The organism is Pseudomonas sp. W4I3 (assembly GCF_030816195.1).
GTDB lineage: Bacteria > Pseudomonadota > Gammaproteobacteria > Pseudomonadales > Pseudomonadaceae > Aquipseudomonas.
This window is the reverse complement of the sequence record NZ_JAUSXS010000001.1, coordinates 15895-34923: the sequence shown is the minus strand read 5'-3', so window position 1 is coordinate 34923 and position 19029 is coordinate 15895. Positions and strand designations below refer to the sequence as shown.

Annotated in this window: 16 protein-coding genes and 1 pseudogene; 15 read left to right on the top strand and 2 right to left on the bottom strand. The window is 61.3% G+C overall.

Annotated elements, in window-relative coordinates:
- The first annotated feature begins 77 nt into the window (after positions 1-77).
- The 10 genes from QF045_RS00170 (at position 78) to trpE (ending at position 11834) form a co-directional block, all read left to right on the top strand.
- On the top strand, positions 78-2072 hold the full coding sequence (locus QF045_RS00170; RefSeq protein ID WP_306490578.1) for a transporter substrate-binding domain-containing protein: 1995 nt from the start codon (positions 78-80) through the stop codon (positions 2070-2072).
- Positions 2073-2090: 18 nt separating this feature from the next.
- On the top strand, positions 2091-2720 hold the full coding sequence (locus tag QF045_RS00165) for a response regulator transcription factor (RefSeq protein ID WP_306490577.1): 630 nt from the start codon (positions 2091-2093) through the stop codon (positions 2718-2720).
- Between the two features lie 226 nt (positions 2721-2946).
- Positions 2947-4059 carry an ABC transporter ATP-binding protein gene (locus QF045_RS00160; RefSeq protein WP_306490576.1) on the top strand — a complete coding sequence of 371 codons (1113 nt, stop codon included), beginning with the start codon at positions 2947-2949 and terminating at the stop codon, positions 4057-4059.
- Positions 4060-4102: 43 nt separating this feature from the next.
- On the top strand, positions 4103-5143 hold the full coding sequence (locus QF045_RS00155; RefSeq protein WP_306490575.1) for an ABC transporter substrate-binding protein: 1041 nt from the start codon (positions 4103-4105) through the stop codon (positions 5141-5143).
- 132 nt (positions 5144-5275) lie between these two features.
- On the top strand, positions 5276-6502 hold the full coding sequence (locus QF045_RS00150) for an ABC transporter permease (RefSeq protein ID WP_124388431.1): 1227 nt from the start codon (positions 5276-5278) through the stop codon (positions 6500-6502).
- Positions 6503-6514: 12 nt separating this feature from the next.
- Positions 6515-7339 (top strand): ABC transporter permease, encoded by an 825-nt coding sequence (locus QF045_RS00145; protein WP_306490574.1) that lies wholly within the window; start codon positions 6515-6517, stop codon positions 7337-7339.
- A 223-nt stretch (positions 7340-7562) separates the two neighbouring features.
- Complete coding sequence (locus QF045_RS00140) at positions 7563-8711, top strand: iron-containing alcohol dehydrogenase (RefSeq protein ID WP_306490573.1); 1149 nt, start codon at positions 7563-7565, stop codon at positions 8709-8711.
- A gap of 83 nt (positions 8712-8794) precedes the next feature.
- A complete protein-coding gene (rpe, locus tag QF045_RS00135) occupies positions 8795-9469 on the top strand; it encodes a ribulose-phosphate 3-epimerase (protein WP_065937054.1) in 675 nt (224 codons plus the stop codon).
- Positions 9466-10284, top strand: coding sequence for a phosphoglycolate phosphatase (locus tag QF045_RS00130; RefSeq protein ID WP_306490572.1), 819 nt, complete (start codon positions 9466-9468; stop codon positions 10282-10284). Before rpe ends, QF045_RS00130 begins: the two co-directional genes overlap by 4 nt.
- Before the next feature lie 68 nt (positions 10285-10352).
- Entirely contained in the window at positions 10353-11834 is a 1482-nt protein-coding gene (gene trpE / locus QF045_RS00125; RefSeq protein WP_306490571.1) for an anthranilate synthase component I, read from the top strand.
- A 136-nt stretch (positions 11835-11970) separates the two neighbouring features.
- Here the strand turns inward: trpE and estP are convergent.
- Positions 11971-13894, bottom strand: a pseudogene (estP, locus tag QF045_RS00120) (esterase EstP).
- A gap of 412 nt (positions 13895-14306) precedes the next feature.
- On the opposite strand from estP, the gene QF045_RS00115 reads away from it, so the two are divergent.
- The 4 genes from QF045_RS00115 to QF045_RS00100 all read left to right on the top strand — a co-directional run bounded on the left by QF045_RS00115 (position 14307) and on the right by QF045_RS00100 (position 17636).
- Positions 14307-14900 (top strand): aminodeoxychorismate/anthranilate synthase component II, encoded by a 594-nt coding sequence (locus QF045_RS00115; protein ID WP_306490570.1) that lies wholly within the window; start codon positions 14307-14309, stop codon positions 14898-14900.
- Positions 14901-14909: 9 nt separating this feature from the next.
- On the top strand, positions 14910-15959 hold the full coding sequence (trpD, locus tag QF045_RS00110; RefSeq protein WP_057723690.1) for an anthranilate phosphoribosyltransferase: 1050 nt from the start codon (positions 14910-14912) through the stop codon (positions 15957-15959).
- Positions 15956-16792: an indole-3-glycerol phosphate synthase TrpC gene (gene trpC, locus QF045_RS00105; protein ID WP_306490569.1), complete on the top strand. Its 837-nt coding sequence runs from the start codon at positions 15956-15958 to the stop codon at positions 16790-16792. Before trpD ends, trpC begins: the two co-directional genes overlap by 4 nt.
- A 148-nt stretch (positions 16793-16940) precedes the next feature.
- On the top strand, positions 16941-17636 hold the full coding sequence (locus QF045_RS00100) for a lipoate--protein ligase family protein (RefSeq protein ID WP_306490568.1): 696 nt from the start codon (positions 16941-16943) through the stop codon (positions 17634-17636).
- Here QF045_RS00100 and crp read toward each other — a convergent pair.
- Positions 17633-18277 carry a cAMP-activated global transcriptional regulator CRP gene (crp, locus tag QF045_RS00095; protein ID WP_124364629.1) on the bottom strand — a complete coding sequence of 215 codons (645 nt, stop codon included), beginning with the start codon at positions 18275-18277 and terminating at the stop codon, positions 17633-17635. The genes QF045_RS00100 and crp overlap by 4 nt on opposite strands.
- A gap of 245 nt (positions 18278-18522) precedes the next feature.
- Between crp and QF045_RS00090 the strand changes: the two genes are divergently transcribed.
- Positions 18523-18945, top strand: a complete 423-nt coding sequence (locus QF045_RS00090) for an OsmC family protein (protein ID WP_247406559.1) — start codon at positions 18523-18525, stop codon at positions 18943-18945.
- Positions 18946-19029: the final 84 nt, after the last annotated feature.

Sequence of the window (19029 nt, the reverse complement as noted above, 5' to 3'; positions counted from 1 at the left end):
CGTTAAATCCCGGCCAGAAGTGATTCCAGCAGCCTAATGGGTTGATCAGTATTTGTCAGTGATGTGAGACGTGGATCATGGCTTTTCGCTTCCTGCTGGTTATCGGCTGCCTGTGCGTGGCCTTGATGGCGAACGCCGCGCCTGCGCCCGCCACTCCCCAGGCACAACTGAATGCGCAGCAGCGCGAGTGGCTGGCGCTGCACCCGGAGTTGCGCGTGGGCGTGGTACTGCAGGCACCCTACGCTCAATACGACCGACGGCTACAGCGATTGTCCGGGGCCAATGTCGAGTTGATGCAGTGGCTGGCCAAGGCGCTGGGCATCGAACTGACCTGGCGTAACTTTCCCGATCAGGAGCAGCTTGAGGCCGCCGTGCGTGACGGCGAGGTAGATATGGCTCCCGGGCTGCAGCAAACCCCGGCTGGCTTGCGCCTGTGGTTGTTCAGCGACCCGTATATGCGTGTGCCTCAGCGTATCGTCGGCGTTCGCGAAGGCGGCGGCGCCGTGGAGCTGGAAAAACTCGACGCACAGTCGCGCATCGCAGTGCGCATGCCCAGCGCGGTGGCCGACTACCTGCGCAGTACGTATCCCAAACTCAACCTGCAAGGCGTGCCCATGGAGCGCCAGGCCCTGCAGTTACTGGTGAGCCAGCAGGCACGCTATGCGGTGGTGGATGAGGCTCAATTGAGCCGGTTGTCTGGCGAGGCGGAGTTCGCCGGGCTGGCGGTGGTCGGCGATATCGGCCTGCCGCAGCTGTTGCGGGTGGCCACGCGGCGCGAATGGCCGGAACTGGCGAGCATCCTGCAAAGTGCCCTGCGGGCGATACCCGCGCGTGACCTCGACCAGTTGCACAGCCGCTGGCTGCAACCTAAATACCCGCGCTTGTCGGAATCAATGAGCGTGTGGAAAAACCTCAGCCTGCTGCTGGGGCTGATGCTGTGTGCCAGCCTGGCGGGGTTGTTCTGGCAGCGTCGCCAGCAGCGCAGCCTGGAACACGATCTGCTGGCGGCGCGGGAAGAGAGCGCCGCGCGCGCCGCCGGCGCCGAAGCCCTGCGGTTGACGCAGTTTTCCATCGATCAAAGTACGGTCGGCATCTTGTGGGTGAACTGGGACAGTCACGTGCGTTATGCCAACCGCGCTGCCGAAAGCATGCTCGGCTATGGTCCTGGCGCGTTGATCGAGCGACCGCTGATCGACTTCGACCCGGCCCTGAGCATGGACCGCTGGCTCAACCTGTGGAAACGCGCCCGTGCCAGTGAAGAGGGCGCGCAGACTTTCGCCACCGATTGCCTGCGCGCCGACGGCAGCATCCTGCCCGCCGACGTGTCCTTGAGCTTTCTGCGCTTTGCCGAGGCCGAGTACCTGGTGGTCTACCTGACTGACGTCACCGAGCGTCGTCGCTACGTGGCCGCCTTGCTGCAAAGCGAGACCCAGTTGCGCGAGTTGTCGGCCCACCTGGAAACGGTGCGCGAAGAAGAAAAGGCGCGTATCGCTCGCGAAGTGCACGACGAACTCGGCCAGATGCTCACCGTGCTCAAACTGGAAACGTCCATGTGCGAACTGGCCTATGCGCAACTCGACCCAGGCCTGAACGAACGCTTGAACAGCATGAAGCGCCTGATCGCCCAGCTCTTTCAACTGGTGCGGGATGTCGCCACCGCGCTGCGCCCGCCGATTCTCGACGCCGGCATTGCCTCGGCTATCGAATGGCAGGCGCGGCGCTTCGAAGCGCGCACGCAGATTCCTTGCCTGGTCAAAGTCCCGGAAAATTCGCCGGTGCTCAGCGATGCCAAGGCCATCGGCCTGTTCCGCATTCTGCAGGAGGCACTGACCAATGTGATGCGCCATGCCCAGGCGCATACTGTTGAGCTGACGCTGGAGGTGGACGGCCCGGACCTGCGGCTGACCATCAGCGATGACGGCATCGGTTTCGTGCAGGCGCAAGGGCGACCGGTATCCTTTGGCCTGGTCGGCATGCGCGAGCGGGTGTTGATCATGGGCGGGCAGTTATCCCTGGTCAGCGAGTTGGGGGAGGGCACCACCCTGAGCGTTTCGGTGCCGTTGAATGCATAACAATAAAAGGAAATCCCCGTGATCCGCGTACTGGTAGCCGAAGACCACACCATTGTCCGAGAAGGCATCAAGCAATTGATCGGCCTGGCCAAAGACCTGCTGGTGGTGGGTGAGGCGAGCAATGGCGAGCAGTTGCTGGAGACGTTGCGTCATGTGCCCTGCGAGGTGGTGTTGCTGGATATCTCAATGCCGGGCGTGAATGGCCTGGAGGCCATTGCACGCATTCGTGCGCTGAGTCATCCGCCAGCCATCCTGGTGCTGTCCATGCACGATGAAGCGCAAATGGCCGCCCGTGCCCTGAAGGTTGGCGCCGCCGGATATGCCACCAAGGACAGCGACCCGGCATTGCTGTTGATGGCGATTCGCAAGGTGGCAGCGGGTGGGCGCTATATCGACCCGGACCTGGCAGACCGCATGGTCTTCGAAGTCGGCCTGACGGACTCGCGACCGCTGCATTCACTGCTGTCGGAACGCGAATTCTCGGTATTCGAGCGTCTGGCGCAAGGTGCCAACGTCAACGACATCGCTCTGCAACTGGCGCTGAGCAGCAAAACCATCAGCACCCACAAGGCGCGGCTGATGCAAAAGCTCAATATCACCTCCCTGGCCGAGCTGGTGAAGTACGCCATGGAACACAAGCTGCTGTAGCGGCATATCCATTAGCGACACTTCATAAGGGCCGTCAAACCCAGGCTTGGCGCCTGCAGCTCGCCCTTTGCCGCTGCACAGTCCAATGCCCGCCATCCGTGTAGGGCGATCCCTACCCCGAACCTTCCATCCGGCTGATGCGATTCTCTCCTGGCCCCCGATTTCCGGGGCCTCGCGGCTGGACTACGCTTGTGACACAGCAGTCCAAAAACACAAAGGTGCGGGTATGAGCGAGGTGGATTCAAATGATGTGCTGGTCAGCTTTCGTGGCGTGCAGAAAAGCTACGATGGCGAGAACCTGATCGTCAAAGACCTCAACCTGGAGATTCGCAAGGGCGAGTTCCTCACCCTGCTCGGGCCGTCCGGTTCGGGCAAGACCACCAGCCTGATGATGCTGGCCGGCTTTGAAACGCCCACCGCCGGTGAAATCCAGCTGGCCGGGCGCTCGATCAACAATGTGCCGCCGCACAAGCGTGATATCGGCATGGTGTTCCAGAACTATGCACTGTTCCCGCACATGACCGTGGCCGAGAACCTCGCATTTCCCTTGTCTGTACGGGGCTTGAGCAAGACCGATATCAGCGAGCGGGTCAAGCGCGTGCTGAGCATGGTCCAGCTCGACGCCTTCGCCCAGCGCTACCCGGCGCAACTGTCCGGCGGCCAGCAACAGCGGGTGGCATTGGCCCGGGCGCTGGTGTTCGAGCCGCAACTGGTGCTGATGGACGAACCCCTCGGCGCACTCGATAAGCAACTGCGCGAACACATGCAGATGGAAATCAAGCACCTGCACCAGCGCCTCGGCGTCACCGTGGTGTACGTAACCCACGATCAGGGCGAAGCCTTGACCATGTCCGACCGCGTGGCGGTGTTCCATCAGGGCGAAATCCAGCAGATCGCTGCGCCGCGTACCCTCTATGAAGAACCGAAAAACACCTTCGTGGCCAACTTCATCGGCGAAAACAACCGCCTCAACGGCCGCCTGCACAGCCACACCGGCGAGCGCTGTGTGGTGGAGCTGGCGCGGGGCGAGAAGGTCGAGGCGCTGGCGGTGAACGTCGGCCAGGTCGGCGGCCCGGTCACCCTGTCGGTTCGTCCGGAACGCGTCAGCCTCAACGGCGCGAGTGACCGCTGCATCAACCGCTTTTCCGGGCGGGTGGCGGAGTTCATCTACCTGGGCGACCACGTGCGCGTGCGCCTGGAAGTCTGCGGCAAGAGCGATTTTTTCGTGAAACAACCGATTGCCGAGCTGGACCCGGCCCTGGCGGTCGGCGACGTAGTACCGATTGGCTGGCAAGTCGAGCACGTTCGCGCACTCGACCCACTTCTAGAGGCGAATTGATCGCCCCCTGGCTTCACCAACCCTGCACGTGGAGAGCACAACAATGTTGAGATCCCTTAAGTTTTCGGCCCTGGCTATCGGCTTGATCGGCGCGACACAGGCCATGGCAGGCCCGGACCTGACCGTCGTCTCCTTTGGCGGCGCGAACAAGGCGGCGCAGGTCAAGGCCTTCTATGCACCGTGGGAAAGCGCGGGCAACGGCAAGATCATCGCTGGCGAATACAACGGTGAGATGGCCAAGGTCAAAGCCATGGTCGACACCAAGAGCGTGTCCTGGGACCTGGTGGAAGTGGAGTCGCCTGAGCTCTCCCGTGGCTGCGACGAGGACATGTTCGAGCCTCTGGACCCGAAACTGTTCGGCAACACCGCAGACTACGTCAAAGGTGCGATCCAGCCGTGCGGCGTAGGCTTCTTCGTATGGTCGACGGTATTGGCCTATAACGCCGACAAGCTGGCCTCCGCACCCACCAGTTGGGCGGATTTCTGGGACACCAAGAAATTCCCGGGCAAGCGTGGCCTGCGCAAAGGCGCCAAGTACACCTTGGAGTTCGCCTTGATGGCCGACGGCGTAGCGCCCAAGGACGTTTACACAGTGCTGGCCGGCAAAGATGGCCAGGACCGCGCGTTCAAGAAGCTTGATGAACTCAAAGCCTCGATCCAATGGTGGGAGGCCGGCGCACAACCACCGCAGTACCTCGCTTCGGGCGACGTGGTGATGAGTTCGGCCTATAACGGCCGCATTGCCGCCGTGCAGAAAGAAAGCAACCTCAAAGTGGTGTGGAACGGCGGCATCTACGACTTCGACGCCTGGGCCATTCCAAAGGGCCTGGCTAAGGATCGCGCCGAAGCGGCGAAGAAATTCATCGCCTTCTCGGTGCAGCCGCAGCAGCAGAAGACCTACTCCGAAAACATCGCCTACGGCCCGGCCAACACCCAGGCCGTCCCGTTGCTGGCCAAAGACGTGCTCAAGGACATGCCGACCACCCCGGAAAACATCGCCAACCAGGTGCAGATCGATGTGAGCTTCTGGGCCGATAACGGCGAGCAACTTGAGCAGCGCTTCAATTCATGGGCGGCTAAATAACCCATGTGGGAGGGGGCTTGCCCCCGATGGCGGTCTGTCAGCTGACACATGTACTGGCTGAACCACCGCCATCGGGAGCAAGCCCCCTCCCACAAGGGATCTGCATTTATTTCCAAGATTCGGAGTTCAGCCATGGCCCTCGCCATTCCCACCCTCAAGCAGCGCCTGGCCCGTGCCGAGCGGCTCAACCGCTGGAAGGCCCAGGCCTTGATTGCGCCATTGGTGCTGTTTTTGCTGCTGGTGTTCCTGGTGCCAATTATCGCGCTGCTCTACAAAAGCGTCGGCAACCCGGAGGTGGTGGGCGGCTTGCCGCGTACGGTGGTGGCGGTGACCGCCTGGGATGGCCGTGGCCTGCCCGGCGAGTCGGTGTACCAGGCGCTTACTGAAGACTTGGGCGAAGCGCGCAAAAACCAGACGTTGGGCGATCTGTCCAAACGCTTGAACATGGAACTGGCCGGTTATCGCAGCCTGCTGACCAAAACCGCGCGGGCGCTGCCGTTTACCGAAGCGCCGGCCTCTTATAAAGCTGCGTTGGAAAGCCTCGACGAGCGTTGGGGCGACCCGGCGTACTGGCAGGCGATCCGGCGCAATACCAGCAACCTGACGCCTTACTACCTGCTGGCGGCCGTCGATCACCGTATCGACGACCTCGGCGAAATCGCGCCGGCCACGCCCGACCAGGCGATCTATCTGGATATCTTCGCCCGCACCTTCTGGATGGGCCTGGTCATTACGGTCATCTGCCTGCTGCTGGCCTATCCCCTGGCTTACCTGCTGGCCAACCTGCCGGCGCGCCAAAGCAACCTGCTGATGATCCTGGTACTGCTGCCATTCTGGACGTCGATTCTGGTACGGGTGGCGGCGTGGATCGTATTGCTGCAATCCGGTGGCTTGATCAACAGTGCGCTGATGGGCATGGGCCTGATCGATGCGCCGCTGGAGTTGGTGTTCAACCGTACCGGCGTGTATATCTCGATGGTGCATATCCTGCTGCCGTTCATGATTCTGCCGATCTACAGCGTGATGAAAGGCATCTCGCCGACGTACATGCGTGCAGCGATTTCCCTGGGCTGCCATCCGTTCGCCAGCTTCTGGCGCGTGTATTTCCCGCAAACCTACGCCGGCGTCGGCGCCGGTTGCCTGTTGGTGTTCATCTTGGCGATTGGTTACTACATCACCCCGGCCTTGCTGGGCAGCCCGAACGACCAGATGGTCAGCTACTTCGTGGCCTTCTACACCAACACCAGCATCAACTGGGGCATGGCCACGGCGTTGGGCGGCTTGCTGCTGCTGGCGACGGTGCTGCTGTACCTGATCTACAACCGGCTGGTGGGCGCCAGCCGCCTGCGCCTGAGCTGAGGAGACCTTGCGATGCTGAGCCCTTATATGTCCCCGGTGGAGCGGCTGTGGTTCTACAGCCTGCGGATTCTGTGTGGCCTGATCCTGCTGTTCCTGATCCTGCCCGTGCTGGTGATCATCCCGCTGTCGTTCAACAGCGGCAGTTTTCTGGTGTACCCGTTGCAGGGCTTTTCGCTGCAGTGGTATCAGGACTTCTTCGCGTCCGCCGAATGGATGCGCGCCCTGAAGAACAGCATTATCGTCGCCCCGGCGGCCACGCTGCTGGCCATGGTGTTCGGAACGCTGGCGGCGATTGGCCTGACCCGTGGCAACTTCCCCGGCAAGGCCTTGGTAATGGCTCTGGTGATTTCGCCGATGGTGGTGCCGGTGGTGATCATCGGCGTGGCCAGCTACCTGTTCTTTGCCCCGCTGGGCCTGGGCAACAGCTTTTTCTCGCTGATCGTGGTGCATGCGGTGCTGGGCGTGCCGTTTGTGATCATCACGGTGTCGGCGACCTTGCAGGGTTTCAATCACAACTTGGTGCGGGCGGCGGCCAGCTTGGGCGCATCGCCGTTGACTGCGTTTCGTCGGGTGACCTTGCCGCTGATCGCGCCGGGGGTGATTTCCGGCGCGCTGTTTGCCTTCGCCACTTCGTTCGATGAAGTCGTGGTGACGCTGTTCCTGGCCGGGCCAGAGCAAGCCACGTTGCCCAGGCAGATGTTCAGCGGCATCCGTGAAAACCTCAGCCCGACGATTGCGGCGGCGGCGACCTTGCTGATCGGGTTTTCGGTGGTGCTGTTACTGACCCTGGAATGGCTGCGCGGCCGCAGCGAAAAGCTGCGCACTGCCCAAATCTAAATCTAAAGCCTGTTGAAGATCAAAATGTGGGAGGGGGCTTGCTCCCGATAGCAGTCTGTCAGTCGATTTATTCATCAACTGACTCACCGCTATCGGGAGCAAGCCCCCTCCCACATTGGATTTGTATTGGTGCGCAAATCACTATTCGGATCCTGAATGCTAGGCAACCCAAAATCCCGAGCTACTCTTGTGCCAGCCCATTTCTCAATAAGAGGCCGCGCACATGAGTACTTCCTCATTCAAGATCGCCCACAAACTGCTGACCGGCGCTGGCGCCATTGAGCAACTCGGCGCCGAGTTGACGCGCCTGGATGTGGACAACCCGCTGATCGTCACCGATGCCGTGCTGGTCAAGTCCGGCACGGTCGCACTGGCGCTTGAGCATCTGGGCGGGCGCGCGTACGAAATCTTCGACCGCGTGCTGCCCGACCCGGAAATCGCCATTGTCGAAGATTGCATGCAAGCCTACCGCGAGGGCGGGCATGACGGCCTGATTGGCTTGGGCGGCGGCAGTGCCATCGACATCGCCAAGAGCGTGGCCGCTTACGCTGGTTACCACGGCGAACTGGCGGATTTGTTCGGCGTCGACCAGGTACCGCGCAAGGGCCCGCCGCTGATTGCAATCCCCACCACCGCCGGCACCGGCTCGGAGGTGACCAATGTGGCGATTCTTTCGGACAAGGTCGCCCAGCTGAAAAAAGGCATTGTCAGTGACTACCTGCTGCCGGATGTCGCGCTGATCAGCCCGCAAATGACCCTGACCTGCCCACGCAGCGTCACCGCCGCCAGTGGCGTCGACGCGCTGGTGCATGCCATTGAGTCCTACCTGTCGCTGAACGCCTCGCCGATCACCGATGCCTTGGCGATTGGCGCGATCAAGCTGATTGCCGGGGCATTGCCCAAGGCTTACGCCAACCCGGCCAACCTGCAGGCCCGTGACGATATGGCCACCGCCAGCCTGATGGCCGGCATGGCCTTCGGGAACGCCGGCGTCGGCGCGGTGCATGCGCTGGCCTACCCATTGGGCGGCCGTTTCAACATCGCCCACGGCGTGAGCAACGCACTGTTGCTGCCCTATGTGATGCACTGGAACAAGCTGGCCTGTGTCGAGCGTATGCGCGACATTGCCCAGGCCATGGGTGTGAATGTCAGCGCGCTGAGCGTCAACGATGCCGCCGACCAGGCCGTTGAGGCGATGACGCGCCTGTGCGCCGCGGTGGAGATCCCTTCGGGCCTGCGCAGTTTCGGCGTGCCTGAGGCGGCTATCCCGGCGATGGCCGCCGAGGCCGCGGGTATCGAGCGCCTGATGCGCAACAACCCGCGCCAGCTCAGCGCGGCTGATATCGAGAAAATCTACCGCGCTGCGTACTAGCCGTTGAGTTAGGTCACGGTGCGCAGGGCAAAGCATGAGGTATACAATGCGCGCCATCGTGATTTAGCTCAAAAAGGTGCGTCATGCAGCCCTTCGTCATTGCTCCATCGATTCTCTCCGCCGACTTCGCCCGCCTGGGCGAAGAAGTGGACAAGGTACTGGCCGCCGGTGCCGACTTCGTGCACTTCGACGTCATGGACAACCACTACGTGCCCAACCTGACCATCGGCCCGATGGTGTGTGCGGCGCTGCGCAAGTACGGAATTACCGCGCCCATCGACGCACACCTGATGGTCAGCCCGGTGGACCGCATCGTCGGCGACTTCATTGACGCCGGCGCGACATACATCACCTTTCACCCGGAAGCCACGTTGCACGTCGACCGTACCCTGCAGTTGATCCGCGAGGGCGGCTGCAAGGCGGGCCTGGTGTTCAACCCGGCCACGCCCTTGAGCGTGCTGGAGTACGTGATGGACAAGGTCGACATGGTCTTGCTGATGAGCGTCAACCCAGGCTTTGGCGGGCAGAAGTTCATCCCCGGCACCCTGAACAAGCTGCGCGAAGCGCGGGCGCTGATCGATGCGTCGGGCCGGGACATCCGCCTGGAGATCGACGGCGGGGTCAATGTGAACAATATCCGTGAAATCGCAGCGGCGGGCGCCGATACTTTTGTGGCCGGCTCGGCGATCTTCAACGCCCCTGACTACCAGGAAGTGATCGCCAAGATGCATGCCGAACTGGCGCTGGCGCGTCCATGAGCGGCTTTGAGCAGTTGTTCCCCGGCAAATTGCCACGGCTGGTGATGTTCGATCTGGACGGTACCTTGATCGACTCGGTGCCCGACCTGGCGGCGGCGGTGGACCAGATGCTGCTCAAACTGGGGCGCAAGCCTGCGGGGATCGAGGCGGTGCGTGAATGGGTCGGCAACGGCGCACCGATGTTGGTGCGGCGGGCGTTGGCAGGCAACATCGACGCCACCGGCGTGGATGAAGTGGAAGCCGAGCACGCCCTGGAGTTGTTCAACGCCGCCTATGAAAGCAGCCACGAACTGACGGTGGTGTATCCCGGCGTGCGTGACACCCTTAAGTGGTTGAGCAAGCAGGGCGTGGAAATGGCCTTGATCACCAACAAGCCGGAGCGCTTCGTCGCGCCGCTGTTGGACCAGATGAAGATCGGCCGGTATTTTCGCTGGATCATCGGCGGCGACACCCTGCCGCAGAAGAAGCCCGACCCGGCGGCACTGTTCTTCGTGATGAAAATGGCGAATATTCCGGCGTCCCAATCGCTGTTCGTCGGCGATTCGCGCAGCGATGTGCTGGCGGCAAAAGCCGCGGGGGTGCAGTGCGTGGCCTTGAGCTACGGCTACAACCACGGCCGGCCGATTGCAGAAGAATCGCCAGCGCTGGTCATCGATGACCTGCGCCTGTTAATCCCCGGTTGCTTGGGCGCGGGCGCTGAGATAACGTTGCCCGACATCGACCCGTCCCCTACTGGAAATGCCATCGTGGTGGTCACTCGCAAACTCTGGATGAAAGTCATCAAGTCCCTGGCCCGCTGGCGTTGGCGCGCCTGACTGATCCTCGCCGCGCTGCGGCACGTTTGCCTACCTGACCGATTGACCCTCACACCACGAGGCACCTGATGATCCGCGAAGAATTCCTGCGTTTGGCCGCTGCCGGCTATAACCGTATCCCCATGGCCCGTGAAACCCTGGCCGACTTCGACACACCGCTGTCGATCTACCTGAAACTGGCCGACGAGCCGAACTCCTATCTGCTGGAGTCGGTGCAGGGCGGCGAGAAGTGGGGCCGCTATTCGATTATCGGCCTGCCGTGCCGCACGGTACTGCGGGTGCACGACCATCATGTCAGCATCACTCATGACGGTATCGAGATTGAAAGCCACGACGTAGAAGACCCACTGGCCTTCGTCGAAGCCTTCAAGGCTCGCTACAACGTGCCGACCATCCCTGGCCTGCCGCGTTTCAACGGTGGTCTGGTGGGGTATTTCGGTTATGACTGCGTGCGCTACGTGGAGCAGCGATTGGGCAAATGCCCGAATCCGGACCCGCTGGGCGTGCCGGACATTCTGCTGATGGTTTCCGACGCCGTGGTGGTGTTCGACAACCTGGCCGGCAAGATGCATGCGATTGTGCTGGCCGACCCTTCCCAGGCGGACGCCTTCGAGCAAGGCCATGCCAGCCTCGAAGCGCTGCTGGAAAAACTGCGCCAGCCGATCACGCCGCGCCGTGGCTTGGACCTCAGCCGTCCACCCGCCGCCGACCCGGTGTTTCGCTCCAGTTTCACCCAGGCGGACTATGAGCGCGCAGTCGATACCATCAAGGAATACATTCTTGCGGGGGACTGCATGCAGGTCGTGCCGTCGCAACGGATGTCCATCGACTTCAAGGCGGCGCCGATTGACCTGTACCGCGCGCTGCGCTGCTTCAACCCGACGCCGTATATGTACTTCTTCAATTTCGGTGACTTCCACGTGGTGGGCAGTTCGCCGGAAGTGCTGGTGCGTGTCGAAGACAACCTGATCACCGTGCGCCCGATCGCCGGTACGCGCCCACGTGGCGCCACCGAAGAAGCGGACCTGGCGCTGGAAGAAGACCTGTTGAGCGACGACAAGGAAATCGCCGAGCACCTGATGCTGATTGATCTGGGGCGTAACGACACGGGGCGTGTCTCGGAGGTCGGTTCGGTGAAGTTGACCGAAAAGATGGTCATCGAGCGGTATTCCAACGTGATGCACATCGTGTCCAACGTCACCGGTGAGCTGAAGGCCGGTTTGACCGCGATGGACGCGCTGCGCGCCATCCTGCCAGCCGGTACCTTGTCGGGCGCGCCGAAAATTCGCGCGATGGAGATCATCGACGAGCTGGAACCGGTCAAGCGTGGCGTCTACGGTGGGGCGGTCGGGTATTTCGCCTGGAATGGCAACATGGACACCGCCATTGCCATCCGTACGGCGGTGATCAAGGACGGCGAGCTGCACGTGCAGGCCGGTGGCGGAATTGTGGCTGACTCGGTGCCTGCGCTGGAGTGGGAGGAAACCTTGAACAAGCGCCGGGCAATGTTCCGTGCGGTGGCGTTGGCTGAGCAAACGCCGCAGGATTAACGGCTGGCGCCGATAAAAAATGTGGGAGGGGGCTTACCCCGATAGCGGTGGTTCAGTTTGAGATACTGAGACTGACACACTGCAATCGGGGGCAAGCCCCCTCCCACATGGGTTTTGTGTTGGTTGTAAGGTTCCGTTAGAAATCCAGGCTTACACCGACACTGACCCCTTGCTGGGTCAGATTGTCATCCTTCCTCACGTTGTACGCCGCCCTTAGCGCCAGTTCCTGCGTCAGTTTGTGACTCACCCCAAGACTCAACCGGTCCGAATTGCTGCGCGGCGTGTACCCGTCCAGCTTGAAGTCGAGCCCTGGCACGCTGTTGAGCGAGAGCTTGACCTTCTGAGTGTCGTTCTCGAACTCATGCTCATGGGCCACTTCACCGAACACCTGGGTTTGCGGGGTGATGCGGTAGCTGCCTTGCAAGCCGACGCCCAGGCGCTTGGAGTCGCGCTGCTGGTCATCGAAGGTCAGGGCGGTGGAGCGGCTGTCTTTTTCCGAGTAGCCGTTCACTTCGACCCGCGCGTAATCAGCGCTGATGAACGGCGACAGGTGCCAGTCGCTGCCCGGCGCGGCGATGTCATAACCCACGCGACCGCTCAAGGCCCAGAGCCAGCCATCGGTGTCACCTTTTTCCGAACCCTCGCTGACGCCCAGGGCGAATTTGCGCTTGAGGTTGTCAAAGTCCAGCTTGCCGCCGGTCAAGGCGGCATCGGCCCACCAGTGATTCTGCTGGTATTGGGCGAACGCCGTACCCATGTAGCTGTTGAGCTTGTAGTCCGAATCGCTGGCGCCGGCTTCCAGTGTCTGGCGATACAGGCCTGCGGCAACACCCACGCGCCAGGCCTCGTTGAGTCGGTAGCTGCCGCCGACGTTGAGGTTATAGCCACTGCCATCACCGCTGGCCGAGCTGTTCTGGTCATCGAAATCAAGACGCTGGCCACCTGCTGCCACGATCGCTCGCCATTGTCCTACGGCTTGCCAGTTGCCGTTGTCTGCCTGCCATTGGTTGCGTAACTCATCCTGATGGGCGCGCAACGTGCCTTGGGCCATTTCCGGCAGCAGGGTGATTTCCCACGGGGCGGCGAGCAGCGAATAGGCGTAGTCGGCGATCAGTCGCTGGCCAGCTTCGGTGGGGTGAACGGTATCGTTGTAAATCAGCTTGGTAGGGTCTGGATTGGTACCGCCGACGCCATACACAGGGTTCCTGCACGCGGCAGCGCTGAAGCACGTCTGGTTCAGGTTCTGGTCTGTGGCGAAGCCGAAGCGCCCGGGGTCGGCGAAGGCTTCATTGAGCAGCAGCGGAATGTTCAGCGGGATGATCTGTGCATCGATCTGCGACAGGCGCTGCACCAGGGTTTGATTGAACACATTGCTCAACGCCGTGGTGGGCCCCTGGAGCGGGGTGCCATTGACGGCGGGCGTGAGGCCCAGGTTTGGCAGCATCCACACCATCACATAGCGGGCGCCTGCCTGTTGCAGGGCCTGGGCGCTGTCAGCCAGGCGACCGGCAGCGGCAGCCGAGCTCGGCGCGTCGAGCACCAGGCCATCGAGAAAGTCGTTGCCGCCACCGGAGAGGAAATACAGCGCGCGTGGGGTCGGCCCGCCCTCCCGTCGCTGCCAGATAACCGGGGCGGGTACGCAGCACGTCGCCGTTGTCGGAGTTGGTGACGGTCGAGTTTCCGGTGATGGAGTCAAGGACCTGCGCGGTGGTGTACCCACCCACCGCCCAGTTGCTGCCGTCAGCCTGACCTTGCGCCGCGCGCGCCGGCGAGGTGGACGCATTCAGGTCGCCAGGAGCGACACCCAGTTTGTTGCCCAGCAAAGTCGAGGAAATCAGCGAAGTGCTTTCGCCACTGCCGTCGAAATACCGTGGGCCGGTGCGGTTGGTGAAGCGATAGGTCGAGCCGGGTGCGCCGGGGTCGGCGAATGTTCCTGCATCTGCCAAGCTGTCACCGAATACGATCATGGTCGAATAGGGCGAGGGGGCTGCAAGGGCCTGGGAGCAGGCCAGTGTCAACAAGCAACCGGCGAGAGGGGTGAAATACGAAGTCTTGAGCATGAGTCCATCCATGATTTTGTTTTTGTCTGCACAAGAGACTGTAGCGCTGCCTAAAGTGTTCTGAAAGTTTTGACGCCAATTATCAGTCAGGCAGTCTTCCCCGTATTTGCGGCGCCATATTGCACCGCTGGCGAGGCTACGTTACTGTGCCTGAACGTATGAATGAGACCCTCCCCGTGTTGATCATCAGCAAACTCTTGATGCGAGTAGTCAAGGCACACGCCCGTTGGCGTTGGCGCGCCTGACATTTTTCTCTGCCGGCCTGGCCGGACCTGTACCGATTTGCCTTCTTCACCCTTGCCTGACGCCCCTTGCCGGCTTAGCCCGGCAACCGGAACGTGCGTCTGGCGGCGGGCCACACGTTTGGAAGGCGGTCATCCGAAATCAGTGAATTCAAGAGGTTTGAACCCACATGTTGCTGATGATTGATAACTACGATTCCTTTACCTACAACGTTGTGCAGTACCTGGGCGAGCTGGGTGCCGAGGTCAAGGTCGTGCGCAACGACGAACTGACCGTCGCCCAGATCGCCGCGCTGAACCCGGAACGCATCGTGGTTTCGCCTGGCCCGTGCACGCCGACCGAAGCGGGTATCTCGCTGGAAGCCATTCAGTATTTTGCCGGCAAGCTGCCGATTCTGGGCGTATGCCTTGGTCATCAGTCCATTGGCCAGGCATTTGGCGGTGACGTGGTGCGCGCGCGCCAGGTGATGCACGGCAAGACCAGCCCGGTATTCCATAAGGACATGGGTGTCTTCCACGGCTTGAACCTGCCCGTGACCGTGACCCGTTATCACTCGCTGGTGGTCAAGCGCGACACTCTGCCCGAGTGCCTGGAACTGACGGCCTGGACCCAACTGGAAGACGGCTCGGTCGATGAGATCATGGGCCTGCGCCACAAAACACTGAACATCGAAGGGGTGCAGTTTCACCCTGAATCAATCTTGACCGAGCAGGGCTACGAGCTGTTCGCCAACTTTCTCAAGCAGAGCGGCGGCACGCGCTAAGGACTTTCCATGGATATCAAGACTGCCCTGGGTCGTATCGTCGGCCACCTGGACCTCAGCACCGCTGAAATGAGCGATGTGATGCGCGAGATCATGACCGGTCAATGCTCGGACGCGCAGATCGGCGCCTTTATGATGGCCATGCGCATGAAGAGCGAAAGCATCGATGAAATCGTCGGCGCCGTGTCGGTGATGCGCGAGCTGGCGGACAAGGTCGAACTCAAGACCCTCGACGGCGTGGTCGATGTGGTCGGCACTGGCGGCGACGGTGCGAACATCTTCAACGTGTCGACAGCATCCTCGTTTGTGGTTGCAGCGGCGGGTTGCACCGTGGCCAAGCACGGCAACCGCGCGGTTTCGGGCAAAAGCGGCAGCGCCGACCTGCTGGAAGCCGCCGGGATCTACCTGAACCTGACGCCGGTACAGGTGGCACGCTGCATTGACAGTGTCGGTATTGGCTTCATGTTTGCCCAGTCCCACCACGGCGCGATGAAACACGCGGCCGGCCCGCGCAAGGACCTTGGCCTGCGTACCCTGTTCAATATGCTCGGCCCGCTTACGAATCCGGCCGGTGTGAAGCATCAGGTCGTCGGCGTATTCAGCCAGGCGCTGTGCCGGCCGTTGGCCGAAGTGCTGCAGCGCTTGGGCAGCAAGCATGTGCTGGTGGTACATTCCAAAGATGGCTTGGACGAATTCAGCCTGGCGGCACCGACCTTCGTGGCGGAGTTGAAGAATGACCAGGTCACCGAGTACTGGGTCGAGCCCGAAGACCTGGGCATGAAGAGCCAGAGCCTGCACGGCCTGGCGGTGGAAAGCCCGGCGGCCTCGCTGGAATTGATTCGCGATGCGTTGGGGCGGCGCAAGACCGAGAACGGTCAAAAAGCCGCAGAGATGATTGTGCTGAATGCTGGCGCGGCACTTTACGCAGCCGACCACGCCTATAGTCTTAAAGAAGGTGTCGCCTTGGCCCACGATGCGCTGCACACCGGTCTGGCTCGCGAGAAACTTGAAGAACTCGGAGCATTCACCGCCGTATTCAAGATGGAGAATGAAGCATGAGTGTTCCGACCGTTCTGGAGAAAATCCTGGCGCGCAAGGCCGAAGAAGTCGCCGAGCGCCGCGCCCGTGTGAGCCTGGCCGAGCTGGAAGCCCAAGCGAAAGCAGCTGATGCCCCGCGAGGATTTGCCAAGGCCTTGCTCGATCAGGCCAGGAAGAAGCAGCCGGCGGTGATCGCCGAGATCAAGAAGGCCTCACCGAGCAAAGGCGTGATCCGCGAGCACTTCGTGCCGCAGGAAATCGCCGTCAGCTATGAGAAGGGTGGGGCGACATGCCTGTCCGTACTGACCGATATCGATTACTTCCAGGGTTCCGACCTGTTCCTGCAGCAGGCACGCGCCGCGTGCAAGTTGCCGGTGATTCGCAAGGACTTCATGGTTGATCCCTACCAGATCGTCGAAGCGCGCGCCCTGGGCGCCGATTGCGTGCTGCTGATCGTTTCGGCACTGGACGACGTGAAGCTGGCCGAGCTGGCAGCCGTTGCCAAAAGTGTCGGTCTGGATGTATTGGTCGAAGTGCATGACGGCGACGAGCTGGAACGTGCGCTGAAAACCCTCGATACACCGCTGGTAGGCGTCAACAACCGTAACCTGCACACCTTCGACGTCAGCCTGGAAACCACCCTCGACCTGCTGCCACGCATTCCGCGTGATCGCCTGGTGATCACTGAGAGTGGCATCGTCAACCGCGCCGATGTGGAACTGATGGAAATCAGCGAAGTGTATTCCTTTCTGGTCGGCGAAACGTTCATGCGCGCCGAGAACCCAGGGGCGGAACTGCAGCGTCTGTTCTTCCCGGAGCGTGGTGTGGCGGTCAGCGGTTCGACTCTCGACTGAACTGATTTGAAATGTGATCAATATGTGGGAGGGGGCTTGCCCCCGATTGCGGTGTATCAGTTGTCGATGTACTGACAGGCACTCCGCTATCGGGAGCAAGCCCCCTCCCACATTTGGTTTTGTGTTTATTCAGCTAGGTGGGTGCACAGTGATCCAGCCAATGTCGTTGACCGTCGAAGCAGGCCTTGCCGCCGAGCAGGATTTGCTGGCCGCCGTCTGCGCGGGCGAGCGGGAATTCGGGCTGTTGTTCTGGCAGCCCAACGATCAAGCCCTGGTCATGCCGCGCCGTTTGAGCCGATTGCCGGCCTTTGAAGCGGCCAGCCAAGTTTCGGCAGAGGCCGGCTGGCCGGTGTTGTTGCGCGAAACCGGCGGCGAGCCGGTGCCGCAGTCCGCCGCGACGGTCAATATCGCCCTGGTCTACGCGCCGCCGCGCAGTGAGGGTGATCAAGGGCGTATCGAAACCGGCTATCAGCGCTTGTGCCAGCCTATCTGCGACTTGCTGATTGAATTGGGCGGAGAGGCATCTGTCGGTGAAATCGACGGTGCGTTCTGCGACGGTCGTTACAACGTCAATCTTAACGGCCGCAAAATGGTCGGCACGGCCCAGCGCTGGCGGCAGAGCGGTGGTCGCCCGGTAGGGTTGGTGCACGGTGCTTTACTGCTGGATAACGATCGCGACGCGTTGATTACGGCGGTCAATCGTTTCAATCAAGCCTGTGGCCTGGAACAGCGCGTGCGCGCCGAGAGCCATATCGCGCTGCACGAAGCCTTTGCCGTGCCGGACGCGATGGGCCGGCTCGACACCCTGTACCGTCAGATGTTGGCAGGCTTCCTGCCAGGCTAACGGGTGCCGAACACCACCATCGTCTTGCCTTTGACGTGCACCAGGTTGCGCTCTTCCAGATCCTTGAGCACACGACCGACCATTTCCCGCGAACAGCCTACGATGCGTCCGATTTCCTGGCGCGTGACCTTGATCTGCATCCCATCGGGGTGAGTCATGGCGTCGGGCTGCTTGCACAGCTCCAGCAGGCAGCGAGCGACACGCCCGGTCACATCGAAGAACGCCAGATCACCGACCTTGCGCGTGGTATCGCGCAGGCGCTGGGCGATCTGCCCGCTCAAGGCGTACAGAATGTCCGGATCATGTTGGGCCAGTTCGCGAAATTTTGTGTAGCTGATCTCGGCCACTTCGCATTCCACCTTGGTACGCACCCAGGCGCTGCGCTGTTGCTCCTTGCCGGCCTGTTCGAACAGCCCCAGCTCGCCAAAAAAATCCCCGGTGTTGAGGTAGGCAATGATCATTTCGCGACCGTCTTCGTCCTCGATCAGAATGGTGACCGAGCCCTTGATGATGAAGAACAGTGTTTCGGAGCGCTCGCCCGCGCAAATGATGTTGTGCTTGGCCGGATGACGCCGGCGCTGGCAATGCATCAGCAGCTTGTCGAGGTTCTTGATCTTGGGCGTGGGAGTAAGAGCAACCATGGTTGTATCCCGAAAGACTGCACGATGTGGTTGGATTTGTTTTTATCAGCGACGCCGGCATTGAGGCACGCTGTACGAACGATGGCAATGCGCCATTGATTTGGCGCCAGCTTACCAGACACATTCTGACTCGATTAGCGTATTTCACCGGCAAACGCTGTTATTGATCGTTTTCATGCCGTGCGCTGCTGCTGCGGGGCCTTGTGCTAAGCTGGCGACCCTTTTTTAGCAGTGGAGTCTGGGCGATGAAGGCACGCATCCAATGGGCGGGCGAAGCCATGTTCCTCGGTGAATCGGGCAGTGGCCATGTAGTGGTCATGGACGGCCCGCCGGAAGCCGGTGGCCGCAACCTGGGTGTACGCCCGATGGAAATGCTGCTGCTGGGTGTTGGCGGTTGCAGCAATTTCGATGTGGTCAGTATCCTGAAAAAGTCCCGCCAGGCTGTGGAAAGCTGCGAAGCCTTTCTTGAGGCCGAGCGCGCGACTGAAGATCCCAAGGTATTTACCAAGATCCATATGCATTTTGTGGTCAAGGGTCGGGCGCTGAAGGAAGCGCAGGTCAAGCGGGCTATCGAGCTGTCGGCCGAGAAGTATTGCTCGGCGTCGATCATGCTGGGCGCGGCCGGTGTGGCCATTACCCATGATTACGAGATCATCGAGCTCGACTGATCGACGAAAACCCTGTAGGAGCGAGCTTGCTCGCGAAGAGCGTTAACGAAAACGCAGCGTGTCTGATTTTACGCGACGTTCTCA

Coding starts and splice junctions, on each gene's coding strand:
- QF045_RS00170 (WP_306490578.1), top strand. CDS start 78: ATGGCTTTTCGCTTCCTGCTGGTTATCGGCTGCCTGTGCGTGGCCTTG.
- QF045_RS00160 (WP_306490576.1), top strand. CDS start 2,947: ATGAGCGAGGTGGATTCAAATGATGTGCTGGTCAGCTTTCGTGGCGTG.
- QF045_RS00155 (WP_306490575.1), top strand. CDS start 4,103: ATGTTGAGATCCCTTAAGTTTTCGGCCCTGGCTATCGGCTTGATCGGC.
- QF045_RS00150 (WP_124388431.1), top strand. CDS start 5,276: ATGGCCCTCGCCATTCCCACCCTCAAGCAGCGCCTGGCCCGTGCCGAG.
- QF045_RS00145 (WP_306490574.1), top strand. CDS start 6,515: ATGCTGAGCCCTTATATGTCCCCGGTGGAGCGGCTGTGGTTCTACAGC.
- QF045_RS00140 (WP_306490573.1), top strand. CDS start 7,563: ATGAGTACTTCCTCATTCAAGATCGCCCACAAACTGCTGACCGGCGCT.
- rpe (WP_065937054.1), top strand. CDS start 8,795: ATGCAGCCCTTCGTCATTGCTCCATCGATTCTCTCCGCCGACTTCGCC.
- QF045_RS00130 (WP_306490572.1), top strand. CDS start 9,466: ATGAGCGGCTTTGAGCAGTTGTTCCCCGGCAAATTGCCACGGCTGGTG.
- trpE (WP_306490571.1), top strand. CDS start 10,353: ATGATCCGCGAAGAATTCCTGCGTTTGGCCGCTGCCGGCTATAACCGT.
- QF045_RS00115 (WP_306490570.1), top strand. CDS start 14,307: ATGTTGCTGATGATTGATAACTACGATTCCTTTACCTACAACGTTGTG.
- trpD (WP_057723690.1), top strand. CDS start 14,910: ATGGATATCAAGACTGCCCTGGGTCGTATCGTCGGCCACCTGGACCTC.
- trpC (WP_306490569.1), top strand. CDS start 15,956: ATGAGTGTTCCGACCGTTCTGGAGAAAATCCTGGCGCGCAAGGCCGAA.
- crp (WP_124364629.1), bottom strand. CDS start 18,277: ATGGTTGCTCTTACTCCCACGCCCAAGATCAAGAACCTCGACAAGCTG.
- QF045_RS00090 (WP_247406559.1), top strand. CDS start 18,523: ATGAAGGCACGCATCCAATGGGCGGGCGAAGCCATGTTCCTCGGTGAA.